24 protein-coding genes are annotated in these 22,268 nt (G+C 34.8%); 16 read left to right on the top strand and 8 right to left on the bottom strand.

Going from position 1 to position 22,268, the window contains the following annotated elements; all coding sequences use genetic code 11:
- Window positions 1-52: 52 nt before the first annotated feature.
- Window positions 53-658, bottom strand: coding sequence for an undecaprenyl phosphate transporter UptA (uptA, locus tag AC3EMB_RS14005; protein ID WP_000952913.1), 606 nt, complete (start codon window positions 656-658; stop codon window positions 53-55).
- Between the two features lie 234 nt (window positions 659-892).
- On the bottom strand, window positions 893-1,657 hold the full coding sequence (locus tag AC3EMB_RS14000) for a DUF1836 domain-containing protein (protein WP_000447231.1): 765 nt from the start codon (window positions 1,655-1,657) through the stop codon (window positions 893-895).
- A gap of 258 nt (window positions 1,658-1,915) precedes the next feature.
- On the opposite strand from AC3EMB_RS14000, the gene AC3EMB_RS13995 reads away from it, so the two are divergent.
- The 3 genes from AC3EMB_RS13995 (at window position 1,916) to AC3EMB_RS13985 (ending at window position 3,540) form a co-directional block, all read left to right on the top strand.
- Window positions 1,916-2,365: a hypothetical protein gene (locus AC3EMB_RS13995; RefSeq protein ID WP_000914478.1), complete on the top strand. Its 450-nt coding sequence runs from the start codon at window positions 1,916-1,918 to the stop codon at window positions 2,363-2,365.
- Entirely contained in the window at window positions 2,353-2,661 is a 309-nt protein-coding gene (locus AC3EMB_RS13990) for a YxcD family protein (protein WP_053564214.1), read from the top strand. The genes AC3EMB_RS13995 and AC3EMB_RS13990 overlap by 13 nt, the downstream gene beginning before the upstream one ends.
- A gap of 156 nt (window positions 2,662-2,817) precedes the next feature.
- Window positions 2,818-3,540, top strand: a complete 723-nt coding sequence (locus AC3EMB_RS13985) for a hypothetical protein (RefSeq protein WP_053564215.1) — start codon at window positions 2,818-2,820, stop codon at window positions 3,538-3,540.
- 57 nt (window positions 3,541-3,597) lie between these two features.
- On the opposite strand, the gene AC3EMB_RS13980 is transcribed toward AC3EMB_RS13985, so the two are convergent.
- The 4 genes from AC3EMB_RS13980 to AC3EMB_RS13965 form a co-directional block, all read right to left on the bottom strand.
- Window positions 3,598-4,842: an NAD(P)/FAD-dependent oxidoreductase gene (locus AC3EMB_RS13980; protein ID WP_416474343.1), complete on the bottom strand. Its 1,245-nt coding sequence runs from the start codon at window positions 4,840-4,842 to the stop codon at window positions 3,598-3,600.
- On the bottom strand, window positions 4,839-5,171 hold the full coding sequence (locus AC3EMB_RS13975; protein ID WP_000087063.1) for a (2Fe-2S)-binding protein: 333 nt from the start codon (window positions 5,169-5,171) through the stop codon (window positions 4,839-4,841). Before AC3EMB_RS13975 ends, AC3EMB_RS13980 begins: the two co-directional genes overlap by 4 nt.
- Window positions 5,168-5,440, bottom strand: coding sequence for a (2Fe-2S)-binding protein (locus AC3EMB_RS13970; RefSeq protein WP_000182619.1), 273 nt, complete (start codon window positions 5,438-5,440; stop codon window positions 5,168-5,170). Before AC3EMB_RS13970 ends, AC3EMB_RS13975 begins: the two co-directional genes overlap by 4 nt.
- Window positions 5,441-5,550: 110 nt before the next feature.
- Complete coding sequence (locus tag AC3EMB_RS13965) at window positions 5,551-7,212, bottom strand: sigma-54 interaction domain-containing protein (RefSeq protein WP_053564217.1); 1,662 nt, start codon at window positions 7,210-7,212, stop codon at window positions 5,551-5,553.
- Between the two features lie 180 nt (window positions 7,213-7,392).
- Here AC3EMB_RS13965 and AC3EMB_RS13960 point away from each other — a divergent pair, with 180 nt between their 5' ends.
- From AC3EMB_RS13960 to AC3EMB_RS13930, 7 genes are all read left to right on the top strand, one after another.
- On the top strand, window positions 7,393-8,568 hold the full coding sequence (locus tag AC3EMB_RS13960) for an NAD(P)/FAD-dependent oxidoreductase (protein ID WP_088023693.1): 1,176 nt from the start codon (window positions 7,393-7,395) through the stop codon (window positions 8,566-8,568).
- A complete protein-coding gene (locus tag AC3EMB_RS13955; protein WP_069355759.1) occupies window positions 8,565-9,602 on the top strand; it encodes a proline racemase family protein in 1,038 nt (345 codons plus the stop codon). The genes AC3EMB_RS13960 and AC3EMB_RS13955 overlap by 4 nt, the downstream gene beginning before the upstream one ends.
- Entirely contained in the window at window positions 9,599-10,540 is a 942-nt protein-coding gene (locus AC3EMB_RS13950; RefSeq protein ID WP_098853081.1) for a proline racemase family protein, read from the top strand. Before AC3EMB_RS13955 ends, AC3EMB_RS13950 begins: the two co-directional genes overlap by 4 nt.
- A 22-nt stretch (window positions 10,541-10,562) precedes the next feature.
- Window positions 10,563-11,459, top strand: coding sequence for a 4-hydroxy-tetrahydrodipicolinate synthase (gene dapA / locus AC3EMB_RS13945; protein WP_001169449.1), 897 nt, complete (start codon window positions 10,563-10,565; stop codon window positions 11,457-11,459).
- Window positions 11,460-11,476: 17 nt separating this feature from the next.
- Window positions 11,477-12,961, top strand: a complete 1,485-nt coding sequence (locus AC3EMB_RS13940; RefSeq protein WP_000920978.1) for an aldehyde dehydrogenase family protein — start codon at window positions 11,477-11,479, stop codon at window positions 12,959-12,961.
- 130 nt (window positions 12,962-13,091) lie between these two features.
- On the top strand, window positions 13,092-14,582 hold the full coding sequence (locus tag AC3EMB_RS13935; RefSeq protein ID WP_488517068.1) for an alanine/glycine:cation symporter family protein: 1,491 nt from the start codon (window positions 13,092-13,094) through the stop codon (window positions 14,580-14,582).
- 72 nt (window positions 14,583-14,654) lie between these two features.
- Complete coding sequence (locus AC3EMB_RS13930) at window positions 14,655-15,047, top strand: carboxymuconolactone decarboxylase family protein (RefSeq protein ID WP_001999958.1); 393 nt, start codon at window positions 14,655-14,657, stop codon at window positions 15,045-15,047.
- A gap of 113 nt (window positions 15,048-15,160) precedes the next feature.
- Here the strand turns inward: AC3EMB_RS13930 and AC3EMB_RS13925 are convergent, their stop codons facing one another.
- Entirely contained in the window at window positions 15,161-15,802 is a 642-nt protein-coding gene (locus AC3EMB_RS13925; RefSeq protein WP_488517067.1) for an HD domain-containing protein, read from the bottom strand.
- A gap of 105 nt (window positions 15,803-15,907) precedes the next feature.
- Here AC3EMB_RS13925 and AC3EMB_RS13920 point away from each other — a divergent pair, with 105 nt between their 5' ends.
- The 4 genes from AC3EMB_RS13920 (at window position 15,908) to AC3EMB_RS13905 (ending at window position 20,161) form a co-directional block, all read left to right on the top strand.
- A complete protein-coding gene (locus tag AC3EMB_RS13920; protein ID WP_488517066.1) occupies window positions 15,908-16,411 on the top strand; it encodes a GNAT family N-acetyltransferase in 504 nt (167 codons plus the stop codon).
- A gap of 246 nt (window positions 16,412-16,657) precedes the next feature.
- Entirely contained in the window at window positions 16,658-17,323 is a 666-nt protein-coding gene (locus AC3EMB_RS13915) for a lytic polysaccharide monooxygenase (RefSeq protein WP_488517065.1), read from the top strand.
- A gap of 160 nt (window positions 17,324-17,483) precedes the next feature.
- The gene (gene ppaC / locus AC3EMB_RS13910; RefSeq protein WP_000416871.1) at window positions 17,484-18,413 is read left to right on the top strand and encodes a manganese-dependent inorganic pyrophosphatase; all 930 of its coding nucleotides are present in this window, start codon (window positions 17,484-17,486) and stop codon (window positions 18,411-18,413) included.
- A gap of 101 nt (window positions 18,414-18,514) precedes the next feature.
- Complete coding sequence (locus AC3EMB_RS13905; protein ID WP_488517064.1) at window positions 18,515-20,161, top strand: M3 family oligoendopeptidase; 1,647 nt, start codon at window positions 18,515-18,517, stop codon at window positions 20,159-20,161.
- A gap of 18 nt (window positions 20,162-20,179) precedes the next feature.
- On the opposite strand, the gene AC3EMB_RS13900 is transcribed toward AC3EMB_RS13905, so the two are convergent.
- Window positions 20,180-20,377: a DUF4017 family protein gene (locus AC3EMB_RS13900; protein WP_075718911.1), complete on the bottom strand. Its 198-nt coding sequence runs from the start codon at window positions 20,375-20,377 to the stop codon at window positions 20,180-20,182.
- Between the two features lie 161 nt (window positions 20,378-20,538).
- On the opposite strand from AC3EMB_RS13900, the gene AC3EMB_RS13895 reads away from it, so the two are divergent.
- Both AC3EMB_RS13895 and AC3EMB_RS13890 read left to right on the top strand, forming a co-directional pair.
- Window positions 20,539-21,744, top strand: coding sequence for a peptide ABC transporter permease (locus tag AC3EMB_RS13895; protein ID WP_454484974.1), 1,206 nt, complete (start codon window positions 20,539-20,541; stop codon window positions 21,742-21,744).
- Between the two features lie 20 nt (window positions 21,745-21,764).
- Window positions 21,765-22,214 carry a DUF6884 domain-containing protein gene (locus AC3EMB_RS13890; protein ID WP_270673576.1) on the top strand — a complete coding sequence of 150 codons (450 nt, stop codon included), beginning with the start codon at window positions 21,765-21,767 and terminating at the stop codon, window positions 22,212-22,214.
- Window positions 22,215-22,268 lie beyond the last annotated feature (54 nt).

The following is a 22,268-nucleotide window of genomic DNA, read 5'->3' as shown; positions in this document are numbered from 1 at the left end:
ATAGAAAACCGCTATAATTCCGAATGAATTTATAGCGGTTTTTATTATATTCTTAAGCAAGATTTTTGCGCTTTTTTGTCCATTTTTTTATAACGAAGTATAAAAGTATAAGTACGACGCCACCAATTGCAAATGATTTCACATACGGACCAGCAATATCGTTTATATTCTCCCAGTTTTCGCCTAGTTTTTCACCTAGATAAATGAAAATGATGGACCAAGGGATGATTGCGAGTGCTGTTAATGTAGTGAAACGTAGTAAAGGCATTTTTGTAATACCAGCAGGAATTGAAATCGCATGACGCACTACTGGAATGAAGCGTGCTGTAAAAATGACGCCAGTTCCGTAACGATTAAACCAATCTTCTGCAGCATCTATTTGTTTTTTATGTATGAAAATATATTTTCCATAACGTTCTAATATAGGTCGTCCGCCGTATCGTCCAAGCCAATAAATAAAGATTTGGGCAATAACACCGCCAATTGTACCGAATACAACAGCACCTATAAATGAGATACTTCCATTGAATACTAAGTATCCTGCATAAGCAAGGACAATTTCACTTGGGATAATCTCAATCATAAGTCCAAGCATAATGCCCCAATAACCTAATCCTTCAAAAAACGTTAATACTGAATGAATAAAACTACTTAACATTGTTGCACCTTCTAGTTTATGAATTTTTGAGTATAAGAACCATTTATTTAATGACATAAAAGGTTCACTATATGTAGATTATACCTTATTTACATAGGGGATTGCTATTTCAATTCTTTTATGTCTCTTATAAGTATTATAGTAAAGGATATAAGCCGCGTTTTCATGAAGGGTTAATGAAAAGATTATTAAAAATTTCTCATAAAAAAATAGAAGCATTTCTGCTCCTATTTTTTAAGGCTTCACATCTAAGTTCTGTAAAAATAAAGTTGCTGTTACGTAACGCTTTGCTAACATTTGTACATAAGCGGTATGTACAGAAAGGGTCGCAATAATAATAGCGTTACGAATTGCTTCGCGTTGTTCGTTATTAATTTGATCGAACTTGCTTGCGATTTTATCAGCTTTTTCTTTTACGATGTTTTCAATTGTATGAACGGTATCTGTTGCATTTAATTGTAAGCAATTCCCTTGATTGAGTTCTTCAAATAGAGAAGAGTATGCTACATATAAATGAACAGGATTGATTAAATCATCACTTCGATCGGCTGGGTCATTTACAATAAGGCGTAATAGCTTACGAATGGATTCAAAATCAAGTGCTGTTTTTAAATCTTCGACAATAAATAGTAAGGCTGCTTGTTCAATTGAATATTTTTTCCCTTTTTGAGGAGAGCCAATCATTTCTTTTATATCTCGTTTCACCCAGTTTTGCATAGCAGTTACAGAGAAACTTGTGTTTTCAATCTGATTGCCAAGCGCAACTATTTCATTTAAAGAAAAACCGACATCAGTATCGTCAATTTTAATCAGCTTTTCAAAAATAGGTGAAAGTGCGGTAGTAATAAAAGCTGTAACGCTTTGTCCGCTTTCAATATCTTTTTTATGTGACTTTGCCCAAGCTTCTTGTAAAATACCGAGAGGCTTTTTCGTATTCCATCCTCTTAGTGATAGAAGAAGGGTAGCCATTTCGTTTCGTGTGAGATGAAATGTTTCCATCTTTTCACCTCCAAAATAATAAAAAGTTCTTATGAACTTATAATATGTTTTGTTTCATTTAAAGTCAATTCTGTTTTGCTTAAATTTTCCTTTGTCACCAAACTGTCGGAAGTAAATAATACTTGCATATTTCGACAAAAGTTCATATAATAAGTTCATAAGAACCTTTAAAATGTTCTTAAAAACAAATCTATCATTCTGAATTTACTAGAAAGATAGATTTCACATATATCTATATAAAAGGAGAATGGATATAATATGTTGAAAAAACTTGTAGCAGTAATGACAGCATTTATGGTTATCTTTGGGGCTAGCAGCTTTATGTTCGTAGATCATGCGGCAGCGAAAAGTTACAAATCTGGTAAAAAATCATTTACACCAAGTTCAGGTCAAAAGTCAAAAGTTGATTTAAACAAAAAAGACTCAAATGTAAATTCTCAAAAAACGACTCCAGATTCAAAAACGAAAGCAACAAACACAGCACCAAAAAGTAATAAAGGAAGCTTTATGAAAGGTTTATTACTAGGTGGTCTTGGTGGTTTACTAATGGGTAGCTTATTTGCAAATATGGGAGCTCTTGGTTCTGTATTAGCGTTTATGGTAAATATGTTAGTAATGGCTGGTATCGTAATGTTAGCAGTTCGTGCATTTAAATACTTCAAAGACCAACGTAAAAAGAAGGCAGATGAAGTAGCATGGAAACAATAAGAATTTCTGAACAAGAATTAATAAATGCGCTTTGCGTATATATAGCTGAAAAAAGACAAGTGGGTCCAGAAGAAGTGTTAGTTGAACTCATGTATGACGATGACTACGGTTTCTCTGCGGAAGTAGAGGTAAATGGTCGCCAGCAAATTTTAATTCAAGCAAACTTAATCGAAGCATTACGCTTATTGCTTGACAGAGAATATAATGTCAATTCATTCGCAGCGAGATTACAACTTGAATTAGATGATGAAGAAGGTATTTACGCATTAGCGAAATTTAATAGTGATGAACAATAAGACTGTTAGGGCTTTATGCTCTAGCAGTTTTTTATTTTAATTTCTATTTTTAGTATGTTTCCTATTTTAGGATAAAATTCAATTTTTAATAAACTGATGAATTGGTAAAAATATGTTATTCTTATTAAGAATGTTTTATATTAATAGGAGGATATTATGAAAAAGAAATTATTAGCAACAATTGCTGCGGTATGTTTATCTTTAACTGCTTGTAATTCAACAGAAGAAACAAAGAATGTAAAGGCGAAAGAGCAAACGGAGAAGAGTGTAGAACAAAAAACTGACACAGCAAATCAAAAAGTTAAGGAAGTAAAATCAGCAAGTACAGTAGAACAGTTATCACAAGACCATAATGTGTCAATAGAAGGAGATGGTAAAAATTCATCTGATTTCTTTGAGTTGAAATCTGGTTTTGTAATTGCTGATGTAGAACATACAGGGAAAAGTAATGCAATCCTTCATTTGAAAGATGAACAGGGAAATGATGCGGGAACACTTTCTAACTTTATTGGAAATGGTAAACAAAAAAAATTAGTTGTTATAAAAGAGAGTGGAAAGTATTTCATTGATGCACTAGCAGACGGACACTGGAGTGCTAATATGTCTCAATCTATTCCGATGGATAAAGTAGTGACGACTCCAGGGGTAGTAAGTGGGCATGGTAGTGATGTTATATTTGTAAAATTAGAAAAAGGTTTAAAAGAATTTCATGGGGTACATAATAATGGGAAAAGTAATTTTATCGTTCATCTAAATGATAACACTTTATTTAACGAAATCGGAAACGCTGATACTACAAAAAAAATGCCTGTAAAAGAAAACGGTATACATATATTTACTATTCAAGCTGATGGTGATTGGACAATTGAAGTGAAATAATTTGAAAAGCTCTCCTTATGTTTTTGATAAGGAGAGCTTTTTGAAAAATAAGTCTTATTAAATAATTTCTTGTTGTTTATAGAAATCTTTATCATTTGTTTGGAATTTATGCCATAAATCATTCATTTTTCGTCTACCGATATCTACCATCGGATTAAACTGAATTGCAGCTTTTTGACGAACAGAGTGAACGTTTTGCATGGCGTGATATAATTGTTGGTCGACTATATCATGTTTTTCACCTGCATATTTAGCAATTGATAGACCTGCAACAGTTCCTTGCGCCATCGCAATTTTTCCGCTTTCAATGCCTGTAATATTGCCAGCTACAAATAAACCAGGAAGAGGGGTTTCCATTGTTTCGGAATGGAGAGGAACGTGTCCGCCTAATTCTGAAATGTAATGGAAGGGACAACCAGCTACAGCTGCAAGTTCGGCAAGTGGGTATAATCCCCCAGCAATACAAACAAAATCTGCTTCATATATTTTCTCGGATCCATTAATAACATTTCCTTTAGAGTCAATATTAGCAATACGTACACCTTCAACTTGATCTGTTCCGATAATTTCAAGAGCTGCTTTCCGAAGGTGAAGTGGCGTTCCGTTTATTTTCATTCCGCTGTTTGGATAGAATGTTAATCCAGCTTTTCGAATCCAATCATATTTCATAAAGTGGCTACCTATTCGTAAAATAGCAGAAGGAGCGAGATGTGCTGCATTTAAAAGAGAGTTTAAAACTTCTTCAGGTTCACCAGCTTTTTGACTTAACTCGCTTTTTTCAGGGAGTACAATATGATCTACTTTAATTCCCGCTAATTGCAATTCACTTAAAATGGCGAAAGACAAAATGTTAGCACCAATAATGATTCCTTTTTTTCCAACTTGCACGCGATGAACATTTGTCATAACTTGAGCTGCTCCAATTGACATCACTCCTGGAAGTGTCCAGCCTGGAAGGGGAATAGAATATTCCGCAGCACCAGTAGCAAGTAGTACAAACGGTGCTTCTAACGTACCGATATTAGTATGTACAAACCAATTGTTTTCATCTTTATCTAAATTATAGACCGAAACACCGCACCTAATATGTACTGAAAGTGATTCTGCTTCTTCATGAAGTCGCTTCGATTCTTCTATTCCGTTCCACCATTCTCCAGTAGGCTCTTGATGCAACTGTCCTAACAATCTCCCACCCGGCTTCATAAATTCATCAATAACGAGCACTTTTAGTCCGAAACGAGCACAAGAGATAGAAGCAGATAATCCCGCTGGTCCTGCACCAATGATAATTACATCACTCATCGTTTTTTCACCATCTCTCTCACGATATTCGGATGCTGTTTCCCGCTTTCAACAACCATGTTTTCTTCTACAACAGTTAAGCATGCGCGTACATTTGTTTGATTATTTACTGTCACGCGGCATTCAGAACAGTGCCCAATATTACAATAAATACCTCGCGGTGTCCCGCTATCTTCATGAACTCTTAATGTCCGTATTTCATTTGCTAACAGGGCAGCAGCTATCGTTTCATGTTCATATGCTTCGTATTGATGACCGTTAAATTGAAAAGTAATACGCTCACTACTTTGTAAAGTACCTAAAATAGGGTGATGTGTAATTCTACTCATTTACTTTCACCTACCGATCCAAAAGTAACTGCACGTATTGGTGGTTGATATTTTAACGGTAGTTCATTAAGAGTTACGTCAGGATTCGCATTTTCAATCATTCGATCTATCATTATTCTGCATGTACGACCACCGCAAAATCCCATGCCAGCACGTGTTCTTAGTTTTAATTCTCTTGCCGAGCAGTTATATTCAGCAATTGTCGATTGAAGTTGTCCGTATGTAACCTCTTCACAACGACAAACGATTAAGTTGTTTTTATTGGTCATGTGTATTCCTCCTCTAGTTCGGTTTGCACAAATTATATATGCAAAAATCATGCCAATATAGAGGAAGGAGAGAGCTACCTGTAAACGCCTAATCGGTGCATACTGCTTCTTTATTGAAGTCCAAGTTTTTTTAAACGGTTATATAAAGTAGCCCTTGTTACGCCAAGTTGTTTTGCACATTCTAATTTATTCCCATTTAAAATTCGTAAAGCCCTTTCAATAACTTTTTTCTCATGCTCATCCATCTCTTCTTGTAAAGAAAGGATTGTATTATTGTTGCTGAGTAATAGGGAATGAGCTGTATGATTGTCTAAATTTTCGGTTGTATGAAATGGTAAATATTCTTGTTTTATAATTCCGTCTGTCGCAAATACCACAAGTCGTTCAACAACGTTTCGAAGTTCGCGAATATTACCTGGCCAATTGTAATGAAGCAGTTCATGCATAATGCTTGAAGGTAAGTCACGAATTGGTCTGTTATAGTTGATTGAAAAATCGTTTAAGAATGAGTATGTGAGTTCGATAATATCCTCTCGTCTTTCACGCAGCGGTGGAATATGCAGGCTAACTACATTTAAACGATAATATAAATCTTCTCGGAAAGTTCCTTTTCTCATTTCTTCTTGTAAATCCCGATTTGTAGCAGCGATAATGCGGAAATCAATATTAATTTCTTTTTCTCCGCCAACTCGGTAATACTTTCGTTCTTGTAGTACACGTAACAGTTTTACTTGCATATCGAGCGGCATTTCGCCAATCTCATCGAGGAATAAAGTACCGCCTTGTGCGAGTTCAATTTTACCTTTTTTCCCTTTACTATTAGCTCCAGAAAACGCCCCACGCTCGTAACCGAATAATTCACTTTCAAATAACGCTTCTGGAATTGCCCCGCAGTTAATCGAAATAAAAGGCGCCTTCGCTGCTTCACTTGCTTCATGAATTGCTTTCGCAAATACTTCTTTTCCAACTCCGCTTTCCCCAAGTATTAAAACAGTTGATTTCACCGAACAAACTTTTCTAGCTAATTGTATCGTTCTTTGTATAACAGGACTTTTTCCATTCATCGCAAGGAAAGGATCAGATTCATCTTTATACTTTGCCACTTCTTGTTCTAAACGGTGCATTTCATGTGACATATTAAATAGTTTTTCATTTAAAGCGACTTGATTTGTAACATCTGTTTCTGAAACGACTGCTCCTATAATTTCATCATTACAATAAACTGGATTTGAATTAATTAATACGAATAAATCGGGACGAGGCTGATGGAACTGAGCGACTATGCTTTTTCCATCATGTAAAGATTGTAAAATTTCCAAGTCTTTATAATCAAAAAAACGAGTAATCGGTTGCCCAATAATTTCATTATGGTTGACTGAAAATATTTTTTCAGCACCATCTGTCCAAGTTCGAACGCATTCTTTACTATCAATGACTGTAACAGAAGAGTCAGTTGTTAGTATTACGGTGTCATAAAATGCCTGTAGTTCATTGTAGGACTTATAAAGAAATGGAATCATTTGCTGAGAAGTTATACAGCATATCGGCTCATCGTTTTCGTTAAGGATGATAACAGCTAATTCATAAGAAAAAGCGTCAATTAGTGCAGTGAATGAGTCATCTACATAAATAATGGCGCAATTATATTCTTCTGTAGTAGAAGGGAGATAATAAAACCTTTCGTTTACTTGCTTAATGTGATTAAGGCTACATGTATGATCGATTAAAATACTTTCCAAAAACTCTTGTATAGTCGGAAATGAAAATGCCATAATATCCTCCTGTTATGTATAAAAATTTTGACAGTGATAAAAAAATAATACACCTATTTACTATAAATTTGAATTATTTTTACAAATAAAAATATTGTTTATGGAAATTGTATATGTGCAGAATTGGCACGTCAATTGCATAAAAGAAAGTGAGAGGTTTAGGGAAAGGAGGAGTATATTGTGAGGCACTGCGACGTTTTAATTATAGGTGGTGGAATAATAGGGTGTTCTATCGCTTATTACACTTCAAAATACGGAAGAGACGTAACAATCATTGAAAAAGGAGAATTTGTCAGCGGGACGTCTTCACGGTGTGATGGGAATATTTTGGCCATTGATAAAGACCCAGGGTTTGATAGTCAAATGTCTTTAGTAAGTCAAAAATTAGTAACTGATTTAAGTGAAGAATTAGAGCATTCATTTGAATATAGGGCACCAGGAAGTATTCTCGTATGTGAGTCAGACGAAGAGATGGAGGCTGCACAGCAATGGGTAAATCGGCAAAAAAAAGCTGGATTACCGTTTCGAATGCTTGATAGGCAAGATATAAGAGAAGAGTCGCCTTTTTTTGCTGATGATTTATTAGGCGGTTTAGAATGTGCGACGGATTCAACTGTGAATCCATATCTCCTTGCTTTCTCGCTTCTGTCAGAGGCACAAAAGTTTGGCGCAAAAGCCTTTAAGCAGACCGAAGTAAAGAGTATGAAAATAGAGACGAATGGTTCATTTGTTGTAGAAACTACGAATGGTACTTTTACAGCAAAACAAGTTGTAAATGCAGCCGGTGTGTGGGCTCCTAAGATTGGTCAGATGTTGGATATAAATATACCAATTGAACCGAGAAAAGGGCATATTATAGTAGCATCAAGGCAACAACATGTAGGGTGCCGTAAAGTAATGGAATTCGGTTATTTAATTTCTAAATTTGGCGGAAAAAGAAAAGTAGATGTTTTAACTGAAAAATACGGGGTTGCGCTCGTATTTGAGCCTACTGAAAGTCAAAATTTCTTAATTGGAAGTAGTCGTGAATTTGTAGGGTTTCATACGAGAATAAACAATGAAGTCATTAAATGTATCGCAAATAGAGCGATTCGCTTTTATCCGAAAATGGCAGATATGATGGTAATTCGTTCTTACGCTGGTTTACGTCCGTGGACAGAAGATCATTTGCCGATTATTTCACGAGTGGAACATATTCCGAATTATTTCATTGCCGCTGGACATGAAGGGGATGGGATTAGTCTTGCAGCAGTTACTGGGAAAGTAATTGAAGAGTTATTAAATGAAAAAGAGACAATTATTCCTATTGAACCACTTCGTTTGAGTCGTTTTACAGAAAGGGTGTTAAACGGATGAGGTCACAAAGAGTCTTTACGACTATTGATACACATACGGGCGGGAATCCAACGAGGACATTAATTAGCGGACTTCCAAAGTTGATTGGAGAGACGATGGCAGAGAAGATGTTACATATGAAAAAGGAATATGATTGGATTCGAAAATTGTTAATGAATGAACCGCGTGGTCATGATGTAATGTCAGGGGCATTATTAACAGACCCATGTCATCCTGAGGCTGATATAGGTGTTATATACATAGAGACAGGTGGATACTTACCGATGTGCGGTCACGATACAATCGGTGTATGTACAGCGTTAGTTGAATCAGGTTTAATTCCAGTAGTTGAACCGATTACTTCTTTAAAACTAGATACCCCGGCTGGCTTAGTGGAAGTAGATATTGCTGTTCAAGATGGAAAAGCAAAAGAGGTATCTTTCTGTAACATACCAGCTTTTTTATTGAAAAATATTACTGTACAAGTTAAAGACATTGGAACTGTAGAGGCTGATATTGCGTATGGAGGGAATTTTTATGCCATTATTGATGCGAAGTCAGTAGGCCTAGAATTAGTACCAGAAAATGCATCTACAATCATCGATAAGGCGATTCATATAAGAAACACAATTAATGAGAAGTTTGAAATCATTCATCCAGAGTATTCGTTTATTAGAGGATTAACACATGTTGAATTTTATACAGATGCTACTCATGAATGTGCGCATGTGAAAAATACAGTTGTTGTACCACCAGGCGGAATAGATCGATCCCCATGCGGTACAGGAACATCTGCGAAGCTAGCTGTATTATACGCTCAGAAAGAAATCAAAATTGGTGAAGAGTTCATTCATGAGAGTATCGTTGGTTCTTTATTTAAAGGATATGTCGTGAATACGACACATGTTGAAAATATTGAAGCTGTCATAACGAAAATTACGGGATCAGCTTGGCTTATGGGTATGCATAAATTTTTTTACAATGAAATGGATCCACTCAAAGAAGGATTTTTGCTAATTCCGCCGATGGAACATGAAACGGAGGATATAAAATGAACATTCAAAAAATGTATACAGCAGTAGACGTACATGTAAATGGCGAGGCATTTCGTGTAATGAAAGACGTACCATGCAAATACTACTACAGTTTGGAGCAATTAAATGAACAATTTTCAGGTGAATTAGCAGAAGAGATGAAGCTTTTATTAAATGAACCACGTGGTTTTATTGGTTTGAATGGGTGTATTGTTGTTCCATCTATCCATAATGAAGTGGATGCAGCTGTATTATTTTTTAATTATGAAGGTTCGATTCCGCTTCATTATGGGGGCATTGTTGCGGTAATAACGATGTTACTCGAAAGTGGGTATTTAAAAAAGAGAGAGTCCAATCAATACAAAATTGAAACGTTATCTGGAATATTTTTAGTTCATGCGTATGTAGAGAATGATGAAGTTATATCTGTTTCGTTTGAAAGCAAACTTTGCTATTTGATTGAGGAAAATTTACAGGTTGGTAATGTAAGTTATTCTCTCATACAAGCAGATAAAGTATATGCAGTTGTAGAAAAAGGTGCGTATTCGCCAGAAATTCGTGTTGAAAACATTTCAGAATTGAAAAGATGGGGAGAAGCTACACTGCAGGCTATACAAAAACAGTCGCTAATAAAAAGGCTTATTTTAGTAGATCCTTCGCAAAAAGAAAAGAACCATATAAAGTCGATTACATTTCATGAAGATAACTTTATCGTACGTTCGCCAGGTTTTGTTTCTACTATCGTTTCCTATGTTCATGCATTATTTAAAAATGATTATATGGCGGATAAACCTTTTAAAAATGAAAGTATATTTAATAGTTTTATAACTGTGGAAAAAGTGAAGAAGGAGGAACTAGGATACATTTTCCGTTTTGAAAGTAGAGGATTTATTACAGGGATGCAGACGTTTCTATTAGACCCTACGGATCCGTTTCCGGCAGGATTCTTATTAAAATAAAATGTGATAGGGAGAGATAAATATGCAAAAAATTAAAGGGGCATTTCCAGTATTAATAACACCGATGGATGAATTTCAGGAAATTAATTGGGATGGGGTAAAACAAAATGTAAATTACTTTATCGAACAAAAGGTTGCAGGTATTATCATTAATGGAAGTACAGGAGAGTTTGTAAGTTTATCAAAAGAAGAACGATTTAAAATGGTAGAAACTGTGTTGAAAGAAATTGATGGCCGTATTCCAGTCATTGTTGGAACTGCAGCAGAGACCACAAAAGAAACAATTGAATATACGAAACATGCAGAAGCGCACGGAGCGGATTGTGCATTAATTATAAACTCTTACTATTGTAAACCGAAGGAAGAGGAGATTTATTTTCATTTTAAAGAAATCTCAAACTCTGTAAATATACCAATTATGCTATACAATAACCCATTTACTTCTGGTGTCGATATGAGTACAGAGCTAATGCTCCGTATTGGAAAAGAGTGTGAAAATGTTACACATATTAAAGAATCTAGCGGAGATATTCGAAAAGCGAGAGATTTAGTAAGACAAAGTGAAGGGGCTTTCCAAGTCTTCTGTGGTTCTGAAGATTTAGTTATGGAATCATATTTAGTTGGTGCTTCGGGATGGGTTTCAGTAGCAGGAAATATCGTTCCCGGTCTCGTTACAAAAATGTATGAGCATTTTCAAAATGGTGAATTAGAAAAGGCGTGGGAAATAAACGATGCTATTTTACCACTTTGCGAGTTTCTTGAAGGATCAGGGAAATATGTTCAAATCGTTAAACGTTCCATGGAATTACATGGGCAAGCGGGAGGACCTTCTCGCTATCCAAGACTAGGATTAACTGTTGACGAAGATCAAAAGCTTCAAACGATTTTATCAAATATTGCAGCTCATGCAGCTGTTTAAATAAGGAGGAGAACATAATGTTAAAGACAAATATTGAGCTGAAACCAAAAGTGGAAGCGTTTTTAAATGAAGAAATTAAAATGTTTATTAATGGCGAATTTGTTTCTGCTATTGGCGGAAAGACGTTTGAAACATACAATCCAGCAACAGAAGATGTTCTAGCAGTCGTATGTGAAGCGCAAGAAGAGGATATTGATGCTGCAGTAAAAGCAGCAAGATCTGCATTTAAATCTGGTCCGTGGGCAGAAATGACTACTGCTGAAAGAGCGCATCTTATTTATAAGTTAGCAGATTTAATTGAAGAACATAGAGAAGAATTAGCGCAACTAGAAGCTTTAGATAATGGAAAGCCATATCAAGTAGCACTTGATGATGATATTTCAGCGACTGTAGAAAATTATCGTTATTACGCAGGATGGGCTACAAAAATTATTGGGCAAACAATCCCAATTTCAAAAGATTACTTAAATTACACGAGACATGAACCTGTAGGTGTTGTAGGTCAGATTATTCCGTGGAACTTTCCGCTCGTTATGTCTTCTTGGAAAATGGGAGCTGCACTGGCGACAGGTTGTACGATCGTATTAAAACCAGCAGAGCAAACACCTTTATCCTTACTATATACAGCAAAACTCTTTAAAGAGGCTGGATTTCCAAACGGTGTTGTAAACTTTGTACCAGGCTTTGGTCCTGAAGCAGGAGCAGCAATTGTAAATCATCATGACATTGATAAAGTTGCTTTTACAGGATCTACTGTTACAGGAAAGTATATTATGCGTCAGTCTGCAGAAATGATTAAGCATGTAACGTTAGAGCTTGGCGGCAAATCACCAAATATCATTTTAGAAGATGCGGACTTGGAAGAAGCAATTAATGGTGCATTCCAAGGTATTATGTATAATCACGGTCAAAATTGTAGCGCAGGATCACGTGTATTTGTTCATCGTAAACATTATGAAACTGTAGTAGATGCACTTGTGAAAATGGCGAACAACGTAAAACTTGGAGCAGGTATGGAGAAAGGAACGGAAATGGGTCCACTCGTATCTAAGAAACAACAAGAGCGTGTGTTACATTACATTGAGCAAGGGAAGAAAGAAGGTGCTACAGTGGCGGCTGGTGGCGAACGTGCGCTTGAAAAAGGTTATTTCGTTAAACCAACTGTATTCACAGATGTTACAGACGATATGACAATCGTTAAGGAAGAAATATTTGGACCAGTTGTTGTTGTACTTCCATTTGATTCGACAGAAGAAGTAATTGAACGAGCGAACAACTCATCTTATGGCCTTGCTGCGGGTGTATGGACGCAAAATATCAAAACGGGTCATCAAGTAGCAAATAAATTAAAAGCAGGAACAGTGTGGATTAATGATTATAACTTAGAAAATGCAGCTGCACCATTTGGTGGATACAAACAATCTGGTATTGGCCGCGAATTAGGTTCATATGCGCTTGATAATTATACAGAAGTGAAAAGTGTTTGGGTAAATATAAAGTAATAGGGTGTTTTACTGACAAAAATTGAGGGATGAAATAATGAAAGATGCGGACAACTAGAAAGTTTGATAATAGTTGTCCGTTTTCTTATATACAAAATTGCTTTTCCAAAGAATGATAAGGGGGATTTGGATGGAGAATTTAGTAGAATGGTTAGTAGGGCAAGTGTGGAGTATCGGTTTAGTTGTTTTTGCATTAGGGGCAGGCGTATATTTCACGATTGCAACACGTTTTTTGCAAATTCGTTATTTTAAAGAGATGATTAAACTATTATTTGAAGGAAAGAGTTCAGAGACGGGAATATCATCTTTTCAGGCATTTTGTTTAGCCTTATCAGGAAGAGTTGGAATTGGTAATATCGCAGGGGTAGCGACAGCGATCGCTTTCGGCGGGCCTGGAGCTGTATTTTGGATGTGGGTAATGGCTTTGTTAGGGGCAGCGAGTGCGTTTGTTGAATCAACATTATCTCAAGTATACAAAAGTAAAGTAGGGAATGAATATCGCGGCGGTACTCCATATTTCATTGAGAAAGGTTTAAAAATGAAATGGTTTGCAGTCATTGTAGCGGTAGTTGTAACACTTTCATATGGCATGTTATTACCAGGTATTCAATCTAGTAGTATCGCAGTTGGATTCGAAAACTCTAATGGTATTAACAAATATATAACTGGTATATTTTTAGTCGTGTTACTAGCGGCAATTATTTTTGGTGGTGTAAAGAGAATTGCTGGCGTTTCTCAAATGCTTGTTCCATTTATGGCAATTGGTTATGTAATTGTTACATGTATCATATTAATTGCGAATGTAACGGAGATTCCAAGTATGTTTGCTTTAATTTTCTCTAGCGCATTTGGTGTAAATGAAATGTTTGGTGGAATTGTTGGTGCAGCTATTGCATGGGGTGTAAAACGTGCTGTATTTTCAAACGTTGCTGGTGTCGGAGAAGCGACGTATAGTTCGGCTGCTGCTGAAGTATCGCATCCTGCAAAACAAGGATTAGTTCAAGCGTTTTCCGTATATATCGATACAATTGTCGTATGTACAGCGACAGCTCTTATGATATTAATTACAGGTATGTATAATGTTATACCTGAAGGGAAAAGCGCTATTGTAAAAAACATAGGAAATGTGGAAGCAGGTCCAATTTATACGCAACAAGCAGTTGAAACTGTGATGACAGGATTTGGTCCAATATTTATTTCAATTGCAATTTTCTTTTTTGCATTTACAACGTTACTCGCTTATTACTATATTGCTGAAACGACACTTACTTATTTAGATCGTCAATTGAAGTATGGCTGGTTAAAACCAGTTTTAAAATTTGGATTTTTAATTATGGTTTACATCGGTAGTGTTGAATCAGCGTCGCTTTTATGGAATCTCGGAGATTTAGGAATCGGTAGTATGGCATGGTTAAACTTAATCGCGATTCTATTATTAAGTCAAATCGCATTAAAAGTGTTAAAAGACTATGAAACGCAGAAAAAAGAAGGGAAAGATCCAGTATTTAATCCTAAAAATGTGGGGATTGAAGGATTAACATTTTGGGAAGAAAGAAGTAAAGAGGTTGAAAGAAAAAGTTCTAGAGGAAAAGTTATTGTAGATGATAATTTAAAATTATAACATAAATTAACTGAAAATTCTTAATTTAAAAGAAGGTATATTGCCTCCATTTCATCGCATACTACAATAGGTATGGATAATATGACTGGAGGGAATAAGATGGAACATGAGCAACATAGTTCGATAAATGATATTCTACATCATTATAAAGAAGGTATAGGTAGTTTTACAAATCAAATTCCTGAAATCGCTGAGACATATAATGCGTTCACGCAAGCTTGTTTTCAAGAGGGTGCTTTAACAAAAAGAGAAAAACAACTTATTGCATTAGGAATTAGTTTAGCAACGCAAGATGAGTATTGTACAATTTATCATACAAAAGGTTGTCTTGATCAAGGATGTTCGGATAAAGAGATTCTGGAAGCATGTGGTGTTTCAGCAGCATTTGCTGGCGGAGCTGCGATGAGTCAAGCGGTAACTTTAGTGCAAGAGTGTTTAACAGAACTGAAAAATCAAAAGCATTGAATAAAAAACGTTTTAAACTTTATGTTTAAAACGTTTTTTATGTGAAATTAAATTTGAGTATAAAAATTATCTAGGATGGGTTCAATTTTTATCGTTTTCAATTTGTATTCAATTTAATATTCTATATCTTCATAAATAGATTTTCCTACATCAGGAAGAATTGTGTATATACTCTTACCGATTAAAGCTTCTAATTCTTTCTTAATCGCATAAAACCCTTTCCAATGTAAAGATGTATGAGATGTTGTACCATGACGCAAACCAACGGAAATTAATCTTCTTTCCAGCGTAGTAAAGCCATCTGCGTCAGCAAGAGCGTCACAAAGAGTAATTACTTTATTATATAAGTCGTAGTTACTATGTTCATTCAATATTGCAACTAACCGGCTTTTCATATGGTGAGGAACGAGACTCCACTCCGCTGCGATATCTATATGTTCATTTTTGCATGGGAATGAGTGTGTCACACAAATAACAGCGTTTCCTGTATACCCTAAATCATTCATATACATATAACCATCATAGGAATGAATGACCGATTTGGTAAAACCTTTGTATCTTCCGATATCATGCAAAAGGGCAGCATTATATGCTATGTCAGCATCTAGCTTGTACCCTTTTTTTATAAGTTCTATAATTATGTTTTCAGTTGCTTGAGCAACATGTAGTGAATGTTCAAACCAAGGGCCCGGGTTTTGTTCATATGCCCATTCGAGTAATTCTTTTGCGTACGTTCTATCTAATATATATTTCATATCGTTATCCTTTCAAAAAAAATCATATCTTAATATAAATTCATCTTATTATTTCATTATTCCTTCTTTAAAAATTGTTACAATGAAACAAAAGGGGGAAAAGTAATGCGAAATTTAGTAATTGAAGAAATTAAGAAACTAGAAAATGATATGGAAGAACTTTCGAAACTTTTGAAAATGGTTGTAAATGATGGGGCATCAATTGGTTTTTTGCCTCCACTGGAACAAAAAGACGCAACAAAGTATTGGCAAACAGTATTAGCGCCAGAAGTGATATTGTATGTGGCTAAAATAAACAACGAAGTAGTAGGGAGTATTCAATTACAATTAGTTACAAAGCCTAACGGAATTCATAGAGCCGAGATTTGTAAATTAATGACTCATCCAAACTTTAGACGTAACGGTATTGGACGATCGCTTATGCAAAAAGCAGAGGAACGAGCAAAGCAAGAAAACAGGTCTCTTTTAGTATTAGATACTAGAGAAGGAGATCCTTCCAATAAATTGTACAAATCACTAGACTACCAAGAAGTTGGAACAATACCAGGGTATGCAATTTCTCCGAATGGAAAGTTAGATGCTACGGTTATTTATTATAAAAACATTTAAGATATAATCAAACGGGGAGAGTGCTTAATTATTAGTAAGTGAATAATAAACAACTATTTTTAACACAGTCTATATTTTTCTGGCGGTGTTAAAATAGTTAATTATAATCTAATTAACGCACTAAATGAATTTGAGAAAGTTTTTAGAGGGTTCTTTTAGTAATGATTCTCGTCTTATAATAAGTGTAGAGAAGATGACTAGCCAACTATAGTTATTTTCGCTTTATTATCGGAAGGGGATGAAAGTATGAAAAAGAATAGTTTACAAAAGATGAAGAAAGTTATTTTAAGTGGTGGAGTATTACTTACGGGATTATTAACATTTGGATTTTCAGAAAAGGCTTCAGCTCATGGATATGTAGAATCACCAGCGAGCCGATCTTATTTATGTAAGCAAGGGGTAAATGTAAATTGTGGACCGATTCAATATGAACCACAAAGCGTAGAAGGGATAGGTGGATTTCCGCAACTAGGACCTTCTGATGGACAAATTGCAGGGGCTGGTCATTTTCCCGCTTTAGATGTTCAAACTGTAGATAGGTGGAAGAAAGTTACGTTAAATGGCGGGATGAATACATTCAAGTGGAAACTAACGGCTCCTCATAGTACAAAAGAATGGAAATATTATATTACGAAAAAAGGTTGGAATCCAAATAAACCTTTAACGCGATCAGATTTAGATTTAGTGCCATTCTATGTAAAAAATGACGGTGGAGCTAGACCAGGGACAACAGTAACGCACGAAGCAAATGTACCAACTGACCGTAGTGGGTACCATCTTATTTTAGCTGTTTGGGAAATTGCAGACACTGGAAATGCGTTTTATCAAGTTATAGATGTAAACCTTTTGAATAATGGCTTATCCTCAAATTTCGCTTTTAACAATGTAGTGCAAACTCCTACACTATTTTAATTGAAACATATATTTCGATCATCTAATTCATTTTAGATGATTTTTTTTATGAAAATGATGAAAAATATAGAAGAAAGTGCAATTATTTATAAAAAAATATGTTTTAAATATTGTCATATTTGCTTCTTTAAGATATCCTTTTCATGAAGAGGTGGAAAACATGGAAAAAGTACTAGTTTTCGGGCATAAAAACCCAGATACAGATGCAATTTGTTCTGCAATTGCTTATGCAGAATTGAAAAAAGAATTAGGAATGAATGCTGAGCCTGTACGTTTAGGCGAAATCAGCGGTGAAACTCAATTTGCGTTAGACTATTTTAAAGTAGAAGGACCGCGTTTTGTTGAGACAGTAGCAAGCGAAGTGGACAACGTTATTTTAGTTGACCATAACGAGCGTCAACAAAGTGCTAACGATATCGAATCAGTTCGTGTGTTAGAAGTTATTGACCATCACCGTATTGCTAACTTTGAAACAAGCGATCCTATATACTATCGTTGTGAGCCAGTTGGATGTACAGCTACAATCTTAAACAAAATGTACAAAGAAAATGGCGTTACAATTCGTAAAGAAGTTGCAGGTTTAATGTTATCTGCAATTATTTCAGATTCTTTACTATTCAAATCTCCAACTTGCACAGAACAAGACGTAGCAGCTGCTCGTGAATTAGCGGAAATCGCTGGTGTAGATGCTGATAGCTACGGCTTAGAAATGTTAAAAGCTGGTGCTGACTTAAGTGGAAAAACAATGGAACAATTAATCTCTCTTGACGCTAAAGAATTCCAAATGGGTAATGCGAAAGTTGAAATCGCACAAGTAAACGCTGTTGATACAAACGACGTTCTTGTACACCAAGCGGAACTTGAAAAAGTAATCTCTGCAGTAGTAGAAGAGAAAGGTTTAGACCTATTCTTATTCGTTGTAACTGATATCTTAACTAACGATTCTGTCGGTCTTGCGATCGGTAAAGCAGCAAACGTTGTTGAGAAAGCATACAACGTATCACTAGAAAACAACACAGCTACTTTAAAAGGTGTTGTATCTCGTAAAAAACAAATCGTACCAGTATTAACAGAAGCATTCCAAGCTTAATTTTATTGAGTACACAAAAACAGCAAGGACAAGTAGTCAGATTGGCTACTTGTCCTTTTTTATCTCTAAAAAACAGAAAATTAAAAACGGGAGGATTGTGTATGTTGAATGATTTGGAGAGTAAATTACAGTCACTTTTAGAGCGAAATATTACGTCGGTTTCAGAATTAGAGAGCTGGCTTTCGGAGGAGCTGCGTTTAAACGCAGAAATAGAAGAAGAGTTAACGATCAATTTAATCGCTATGTATAGAGATACAAAAGATAGTAATATACGTGATATACATATGTATAACCAAAATGAAATTCAGCCACTTTTAAAAAGATACAATGCAAAATTTGACCAGAAATTTAGAAATTGTCCGTTTTCTGATTTATTAGATGAGCAGAAATATGGATTTATGAAAAAAGCAAGATTGGCAAAAAGTAAAATGTTTAATGAAAAAAACATTGCACTTTCTATTAAAGAGCAAGAACTTATTACGAAGTATAGAGAAGTAATGTCTAACATAACAATTAATTGGGAGGGGGAGCAAAAGACGTATGCATACGTTAAAGCAAAGCTAGATAACCCCAATAGAGTTATTCGTGAAAAAGCTTGGTACGCTTTATGTAAAGCAAGAAGTGCAGTGAAAATGGAAATAGATTGTATTATGAATGAGCTCGTACAATTACGGAATGAGCTCGCTTTAAATGCAGGGTTTCATAATTATAGTGAATATGCTTTTAAACAAAAAAATAGAGATTACAGTATTGAAGATTGCTATAAGCTCCATGAATCTATAGAAAAGTATGTTGTACCAATTTGGAAACAGTTAGGAAGTCTTTTTAAAAAGAATCTTGATGTAAAAACGTATCGTCCTTGGGATCTTGCTCCTTGTAATTTGCAAAAATCTTCATTTGAAAATTACATTGATTTATTGGATGGGGTTGAAGAAATGTTTCGGAAGACAGATTCATGTTTTCATGAGGAATTTACTCATTTAAGGGAAGCGGGATTAATTGACGTACAAGAACGGAAAAATAAAGCATCAGGAGCTGCTTGCTTTACCTTACCTCATAGTAAAGACGTTTTTATTTATTCTAATTTTAGTCCTTCATTTTATGCAATTCATGCATTAATACATGAATTGGGGCATGCATTTCATTTTTATAAACAATTTAACAATGATAGTAGCATGCAGGAAAGATATCTGCGCGAAGAAGTGGCTGAGCTTTATTCACTCAGTCTTGAGTTATTAGTGATGGATAAGTTAAATGTTTTTTATAAGCAAGAGGATGAATATAAAGAAGTGCAGCGCGTACAATTATATCGTGCTCTGTCTTTATTAATGTCGTCAATTGCAGGAGATATATTCCAGCATTGGCTTTATGCAAATCCAAACCATACACCAGAAGAGCGTGATAAGAAATATGCCGAACTATGCAAAAGGTATCAATATTCATCAGTCGACATTGCAGGATTAGAAGGTGAAATCGGTGCAAGCTGGATAGAGTCATTTCACTATGTTCAGTTTCCTTTTTATAAAATTGAATACGCAATTGCACAAATAGGAGCGATGCAACTGTTTCAAATATATCGAGAGGACCCAGAAAAAGCGATTGCTTTCTTTAAAGAGGGAGCGAGTGCAGATTGGAACCTACCTATACAAGAAATATATGAAAAAACCGGTGTCACGTTTGACTTTTCAGAAGAAAGGATTGAAAGTGCTGTAATGGTTATTTTGGATCTGATTAGCGGATTAAAATAAGGATAGCATTCGCTATCCTTATAACTGTTTATTTGTAGATTTTTTCTTGTTTATATAAAATGTAATAATAGCAGTAATGAGGAAAATAGGTATAGCATACACTTGCCCAACAAACAACTTCCAGCCAACATGATTATAGCCTTGAGATGCTGGATCAAGCATAGCGATTATGCAAACAATAATATAGAGTACTAGTGCAGGGGTTATATTTTTCATTTGTTCACCTCCTTTTCAGAAAATCATCACATGTATATTTATATAATACATTATAGCTTGAGATAACAAATATGTTTTTCTAATATTTATGTAAATAAAAGGGTTGTTTTTAAGTGGAATAGAATAGGTGTATGTAGAATGATATAGGGGTGTTACATATAATGAACAATATATTAAATCGAATAAAGAAAGATGTAAGTATAGAATTATTGAATACGCTATGGCCTGGTTTTAAGAGGGCTGCATTTGCACTATACGATGATGAGCATGTGTATGTATTTCATCATCCTCTATTTTTGAAAGATAATGATGAGTATAGTGTTTTAAAGTGGGATGAACAATTTAAAGGTGATACTTGTATTCTATTCAAAGATTATCCAACTGCCATCGTGAATATGAATAGATATAAAGATTATGCAAGTTTACTTGCGATTATGGTGCATGAACTTTTTCATTGTCATCAATATTTGAATAAAGAAAGTAGATTTCCAAATGAATCTATAGGATTTCAATATCCTATAATAGAAGAAAACACAGAATTACGAAATAAAGAACGAATTTGTTTATATGATGCTGTTCATTGTAAATCTCAAGAAGAGAAAATTAATTATATTAAGCAATTTATTAAACTAAGAGAGCAAAGAGCTAGTGTTATGGGAGAAGATTTTATAACATATGAGCATATGATTGAAAGTATAGAGGGGCCTGCTTGGTATATTGAAATGAATGCTTACAATGCAGTATGTAAAAATGATGAAAGCGACACATTACGAAAATATAGCGGACTCATTTTAGATGCATATGAAGCTAATTGTAACATTAGAAAGAGCTGCTATAGCTCAGGAATGCTTTTATGTTTATTATTAGATGAAGTCCTACCTGAATGGAAAAAGAGCTTCTTTAATAGTGATAAATCGTTATATGCTTTTTTAAAACAAAATATAAATGTGGATTTGAGTTTAAATAATGAAATTACAATAAGTAAAGAAACGAAGCAAATCCTTCATTTTGTTCAAGACGAAAGAGATAAGGATTTCAACCACTTTTATGAGGAGAAAGGGTATCATTTGTATATTATAGGAAATATAAAATTAAATTCGTTTAATCCAATGAATGTAAAGTTAAACGGAAATAAAGCATTACATAAAACATTTTTAAGTGTAGGTATACATAATAAAACGTATATGATAAATCAGCCTGTTTTAGCATCTTTTGAAGAGGATTTTAAAAATATGACAAAAGTTCATATCATAATAAACAAAAAACCGAAAGAAACAGATAATGGATGGAACGTATTAGGGGTTGGAGATATAGAAGCTGAGTATGAAGAAGTAGAGGGTTCTATATTTTTATATTTAAAAAGTTAGAAATGAGGTAAGAAAAAACGATGAAAAGGTTATGCATAATTCCATGCGGAAAGAAGAAAATTTGGGATAAGTATCCTGATTACGGACCGATGGAGGCAAAGGATGTATATATTAGCCCATTCGGAAAAGCATGTCAGGTGTATGCAACGATGTTTTTCGAGAATTGGGTTATATTATCGGCGAAGCATGGATTTTTAAAGCCAAATGATATTGTACTAGAAAACTATGATCTTGCGTTTGATTCAAAGAGTGATGAGATTATTAGTATGGAACAATTAAAACAACAAATGATTGAAAAAGGTTTGCTTCATTTTGATGAAATTGTTTTACTCGCAGGTAAGAAGCATAAGAAGGTAGTAACACAATTATATCCAGAAGAAATCATTACGTACCCGTTAGCAGGATGTAAAGGGATTGGATATATGTTGCAGAGGTTGAAAGGGGCTGTAGGGGAAGGTAAGGAATTATAATAGAAAACTAATTCGTGTTTCTATAATATGAAATAAAATCGACTCTTTTTTAGA

The organism is Bacillus sp. LQ16 (genome assembly GCF_057784645.1).
The sequence above is the reverse complement of the archived record's forward strand: the minus strand, read 5'-3'. Positions and strand labels throughout refer to the sequence as shown.

What these genes read in the sequence shown, in the direction of transcription:
- uptA (WP_000952913.1), bottom strand. Translation starts at nt 658, where the DNA reads ATGTTAAGTAGTTTTATTCATTCAGTATTAACGTTTTTTGAAGGATTA.
- AC3EMB_RS14000 (WP_000447231.1), bottom strand. Translation starts at nt 1,657, where the DNA reads ATGGAAACATTTCATCTCACACGAAACGAAATGGCTACCCTTCTTCTA.
- AC3EMB_RS13995 (WP_000914478.1), top strand. Translation starts at nt 1,916, where the DNA reads ATGTTGAAAAAACTTGTAGCAGTAATGACAGCATTTATGGTTATCTTT.
- AC3EMB_RS13990 (WP_053564214.1), top strand. Translation starts at nt 2,353, where the DNA reads ATGGAAACAATAAGAATTTCTGAACAAGAATTAATAAATGCGCTTTGC.
- AC3EMB_RS13985 (WP_053564215.1), top strand. Translation starts at nt 2,818, where the DNA reads ATGAAAAAGAAATTATTAGCAACAATTGCTGCGGTATGTTTATCTTTA.
- AC3EMB_RS13980 (WP_416474343.1), bottom strand. Translation starts at nt 4,842, where the DNA reads ATGAGTGATGTAATTATCATTGGTGCAGGACCAGCGGGATTATCTGCT.
- AC3EMB_RS13975 (WP_000087063.1), bottom strand. Translation starts at nt 5,171, where the DNA reads ATGAGTAGAATTACACATCACCCTATTTTAGGTACTTTACAAAGTAGT.
- AC3EMB_RS13970 (WP_000182619.1), bottom strand. Translation starts at nt 5,440, where the DNA reads ATGACCAATAAAAACAACTTAATCGTTTGTCGTTGTGAAGAGGTTACA.
- AC3EMB_RS13965 (WP_053564217.1), bottom strand. Translation starts at nt 7,212, where the DNA reads ATGGCATTTTCATTTCCGACTATACAAGAGTTTTTGGAAAGTATTTTA.
- AC3EMB_RS13955 (WP_069355759.1), top strand. Translation starts at nt 8,565, where the DNA reads ATGAGGTCACAAAGAGTCTTTACGACTATTGATACACATACGGGCGGG.
- AC3EMB_RS13950 (WP_098853081.1), top strand. Translation starts at nt 9,599, where the DNA reads ATGAACATTCAAAAAATGTATACAGCAGTAGACGTACATGTAAATGGC.
- dapA (WP_001169449.1), top strand. Translation starts at nt 10,563, where the DNA reads ATGCAAAAAATTAAAGGGGCATTTCCAGTATTAATAACACCGATGGAT.
- AC3EMB_RS13940 (WP_000920978.1), top strand. Translation starts at nt 11,477, where the DNA reads ATGTTAAAGACAAATATTGAGCTGAAACCAAAAGTGGAAGCGTTTTTA.
- AC3EMB_RS13935 (WP_488517068.1), top strand. Translation starts at nt 13,092, where the DNA reads ATGGAGAATTTAGTAGAATGGTTAGTAGGGCAAGTGTGGAGTATCGGT.
- AC3EMB_RS13930 (WP_001999958.1), top strand. Translation starts at nt 14,655, where the DNA reads ATGGATAATATGACTGGAGGGAATAAGATGGAACATGAGCAACATAGT.
- AC3EMB_RS13925 (WP_488517067.1), bottom strand. Translation starts at nt 15,802, where the DNA reads ATGAAATATATATTAGATAGAACGTACGCAAAAGAATTACTCGAATGG.
- AC3EMB_RS13920 (WP_488517066.1), top strand. Translation starts at nt 15,908, where the DNA reads ATGCGAAATTTAGTAATTGAAGAAATTAAGAAACTAGAAAATGATATG.
- AC3EMB_RS13915 (WP_488517065.1), top strand. Translation starts at nt 16,658, where the DNA reads ATGAAAAAGAATAGTTTACAAAAGATGAAGAAAGTTATTTTAAGTGGT.
- ppaC (WP_000416871.1), top strand. Translation starts at nt 17,484, where the DNA reads ATGGAAAAAGTACTAGTTTTCGGGCATAAAAACCCAGATACAGATGCA.
- AC3EMB_RS13905 (WP_488517064.1), top strand. Translation starts at nt 18,515, where the DNA reads ATGTTGAATGATTTGGAGAGTAAATTACAGTCACTTTTAGAGCGAAAT.
- AC3EMB_RS13900 (WP_075718911.1), bottom strand. Translation starts at nt 20,377, where the DNA reads ATGAAAAATATAACCCCTGCACTAGTACTCTATATTATTGTTTGCATA.
- AC3EMB_RS13895 (WP_454484974.1), top strand. Translation starts at nt 20,539, where the DNA reads ATGAACAATATATTAAATCGAATAAAGAAAGATGTAAGTATAGAATTA.
- AC3EMB_RS13890 (WP_270673576.1), top strand. Translation starts at nt 21,765, where the DNA reads ATGAAAAGGTTATGCATAATTCCATGCGGAAAGAAGAAAATTTGGGAT.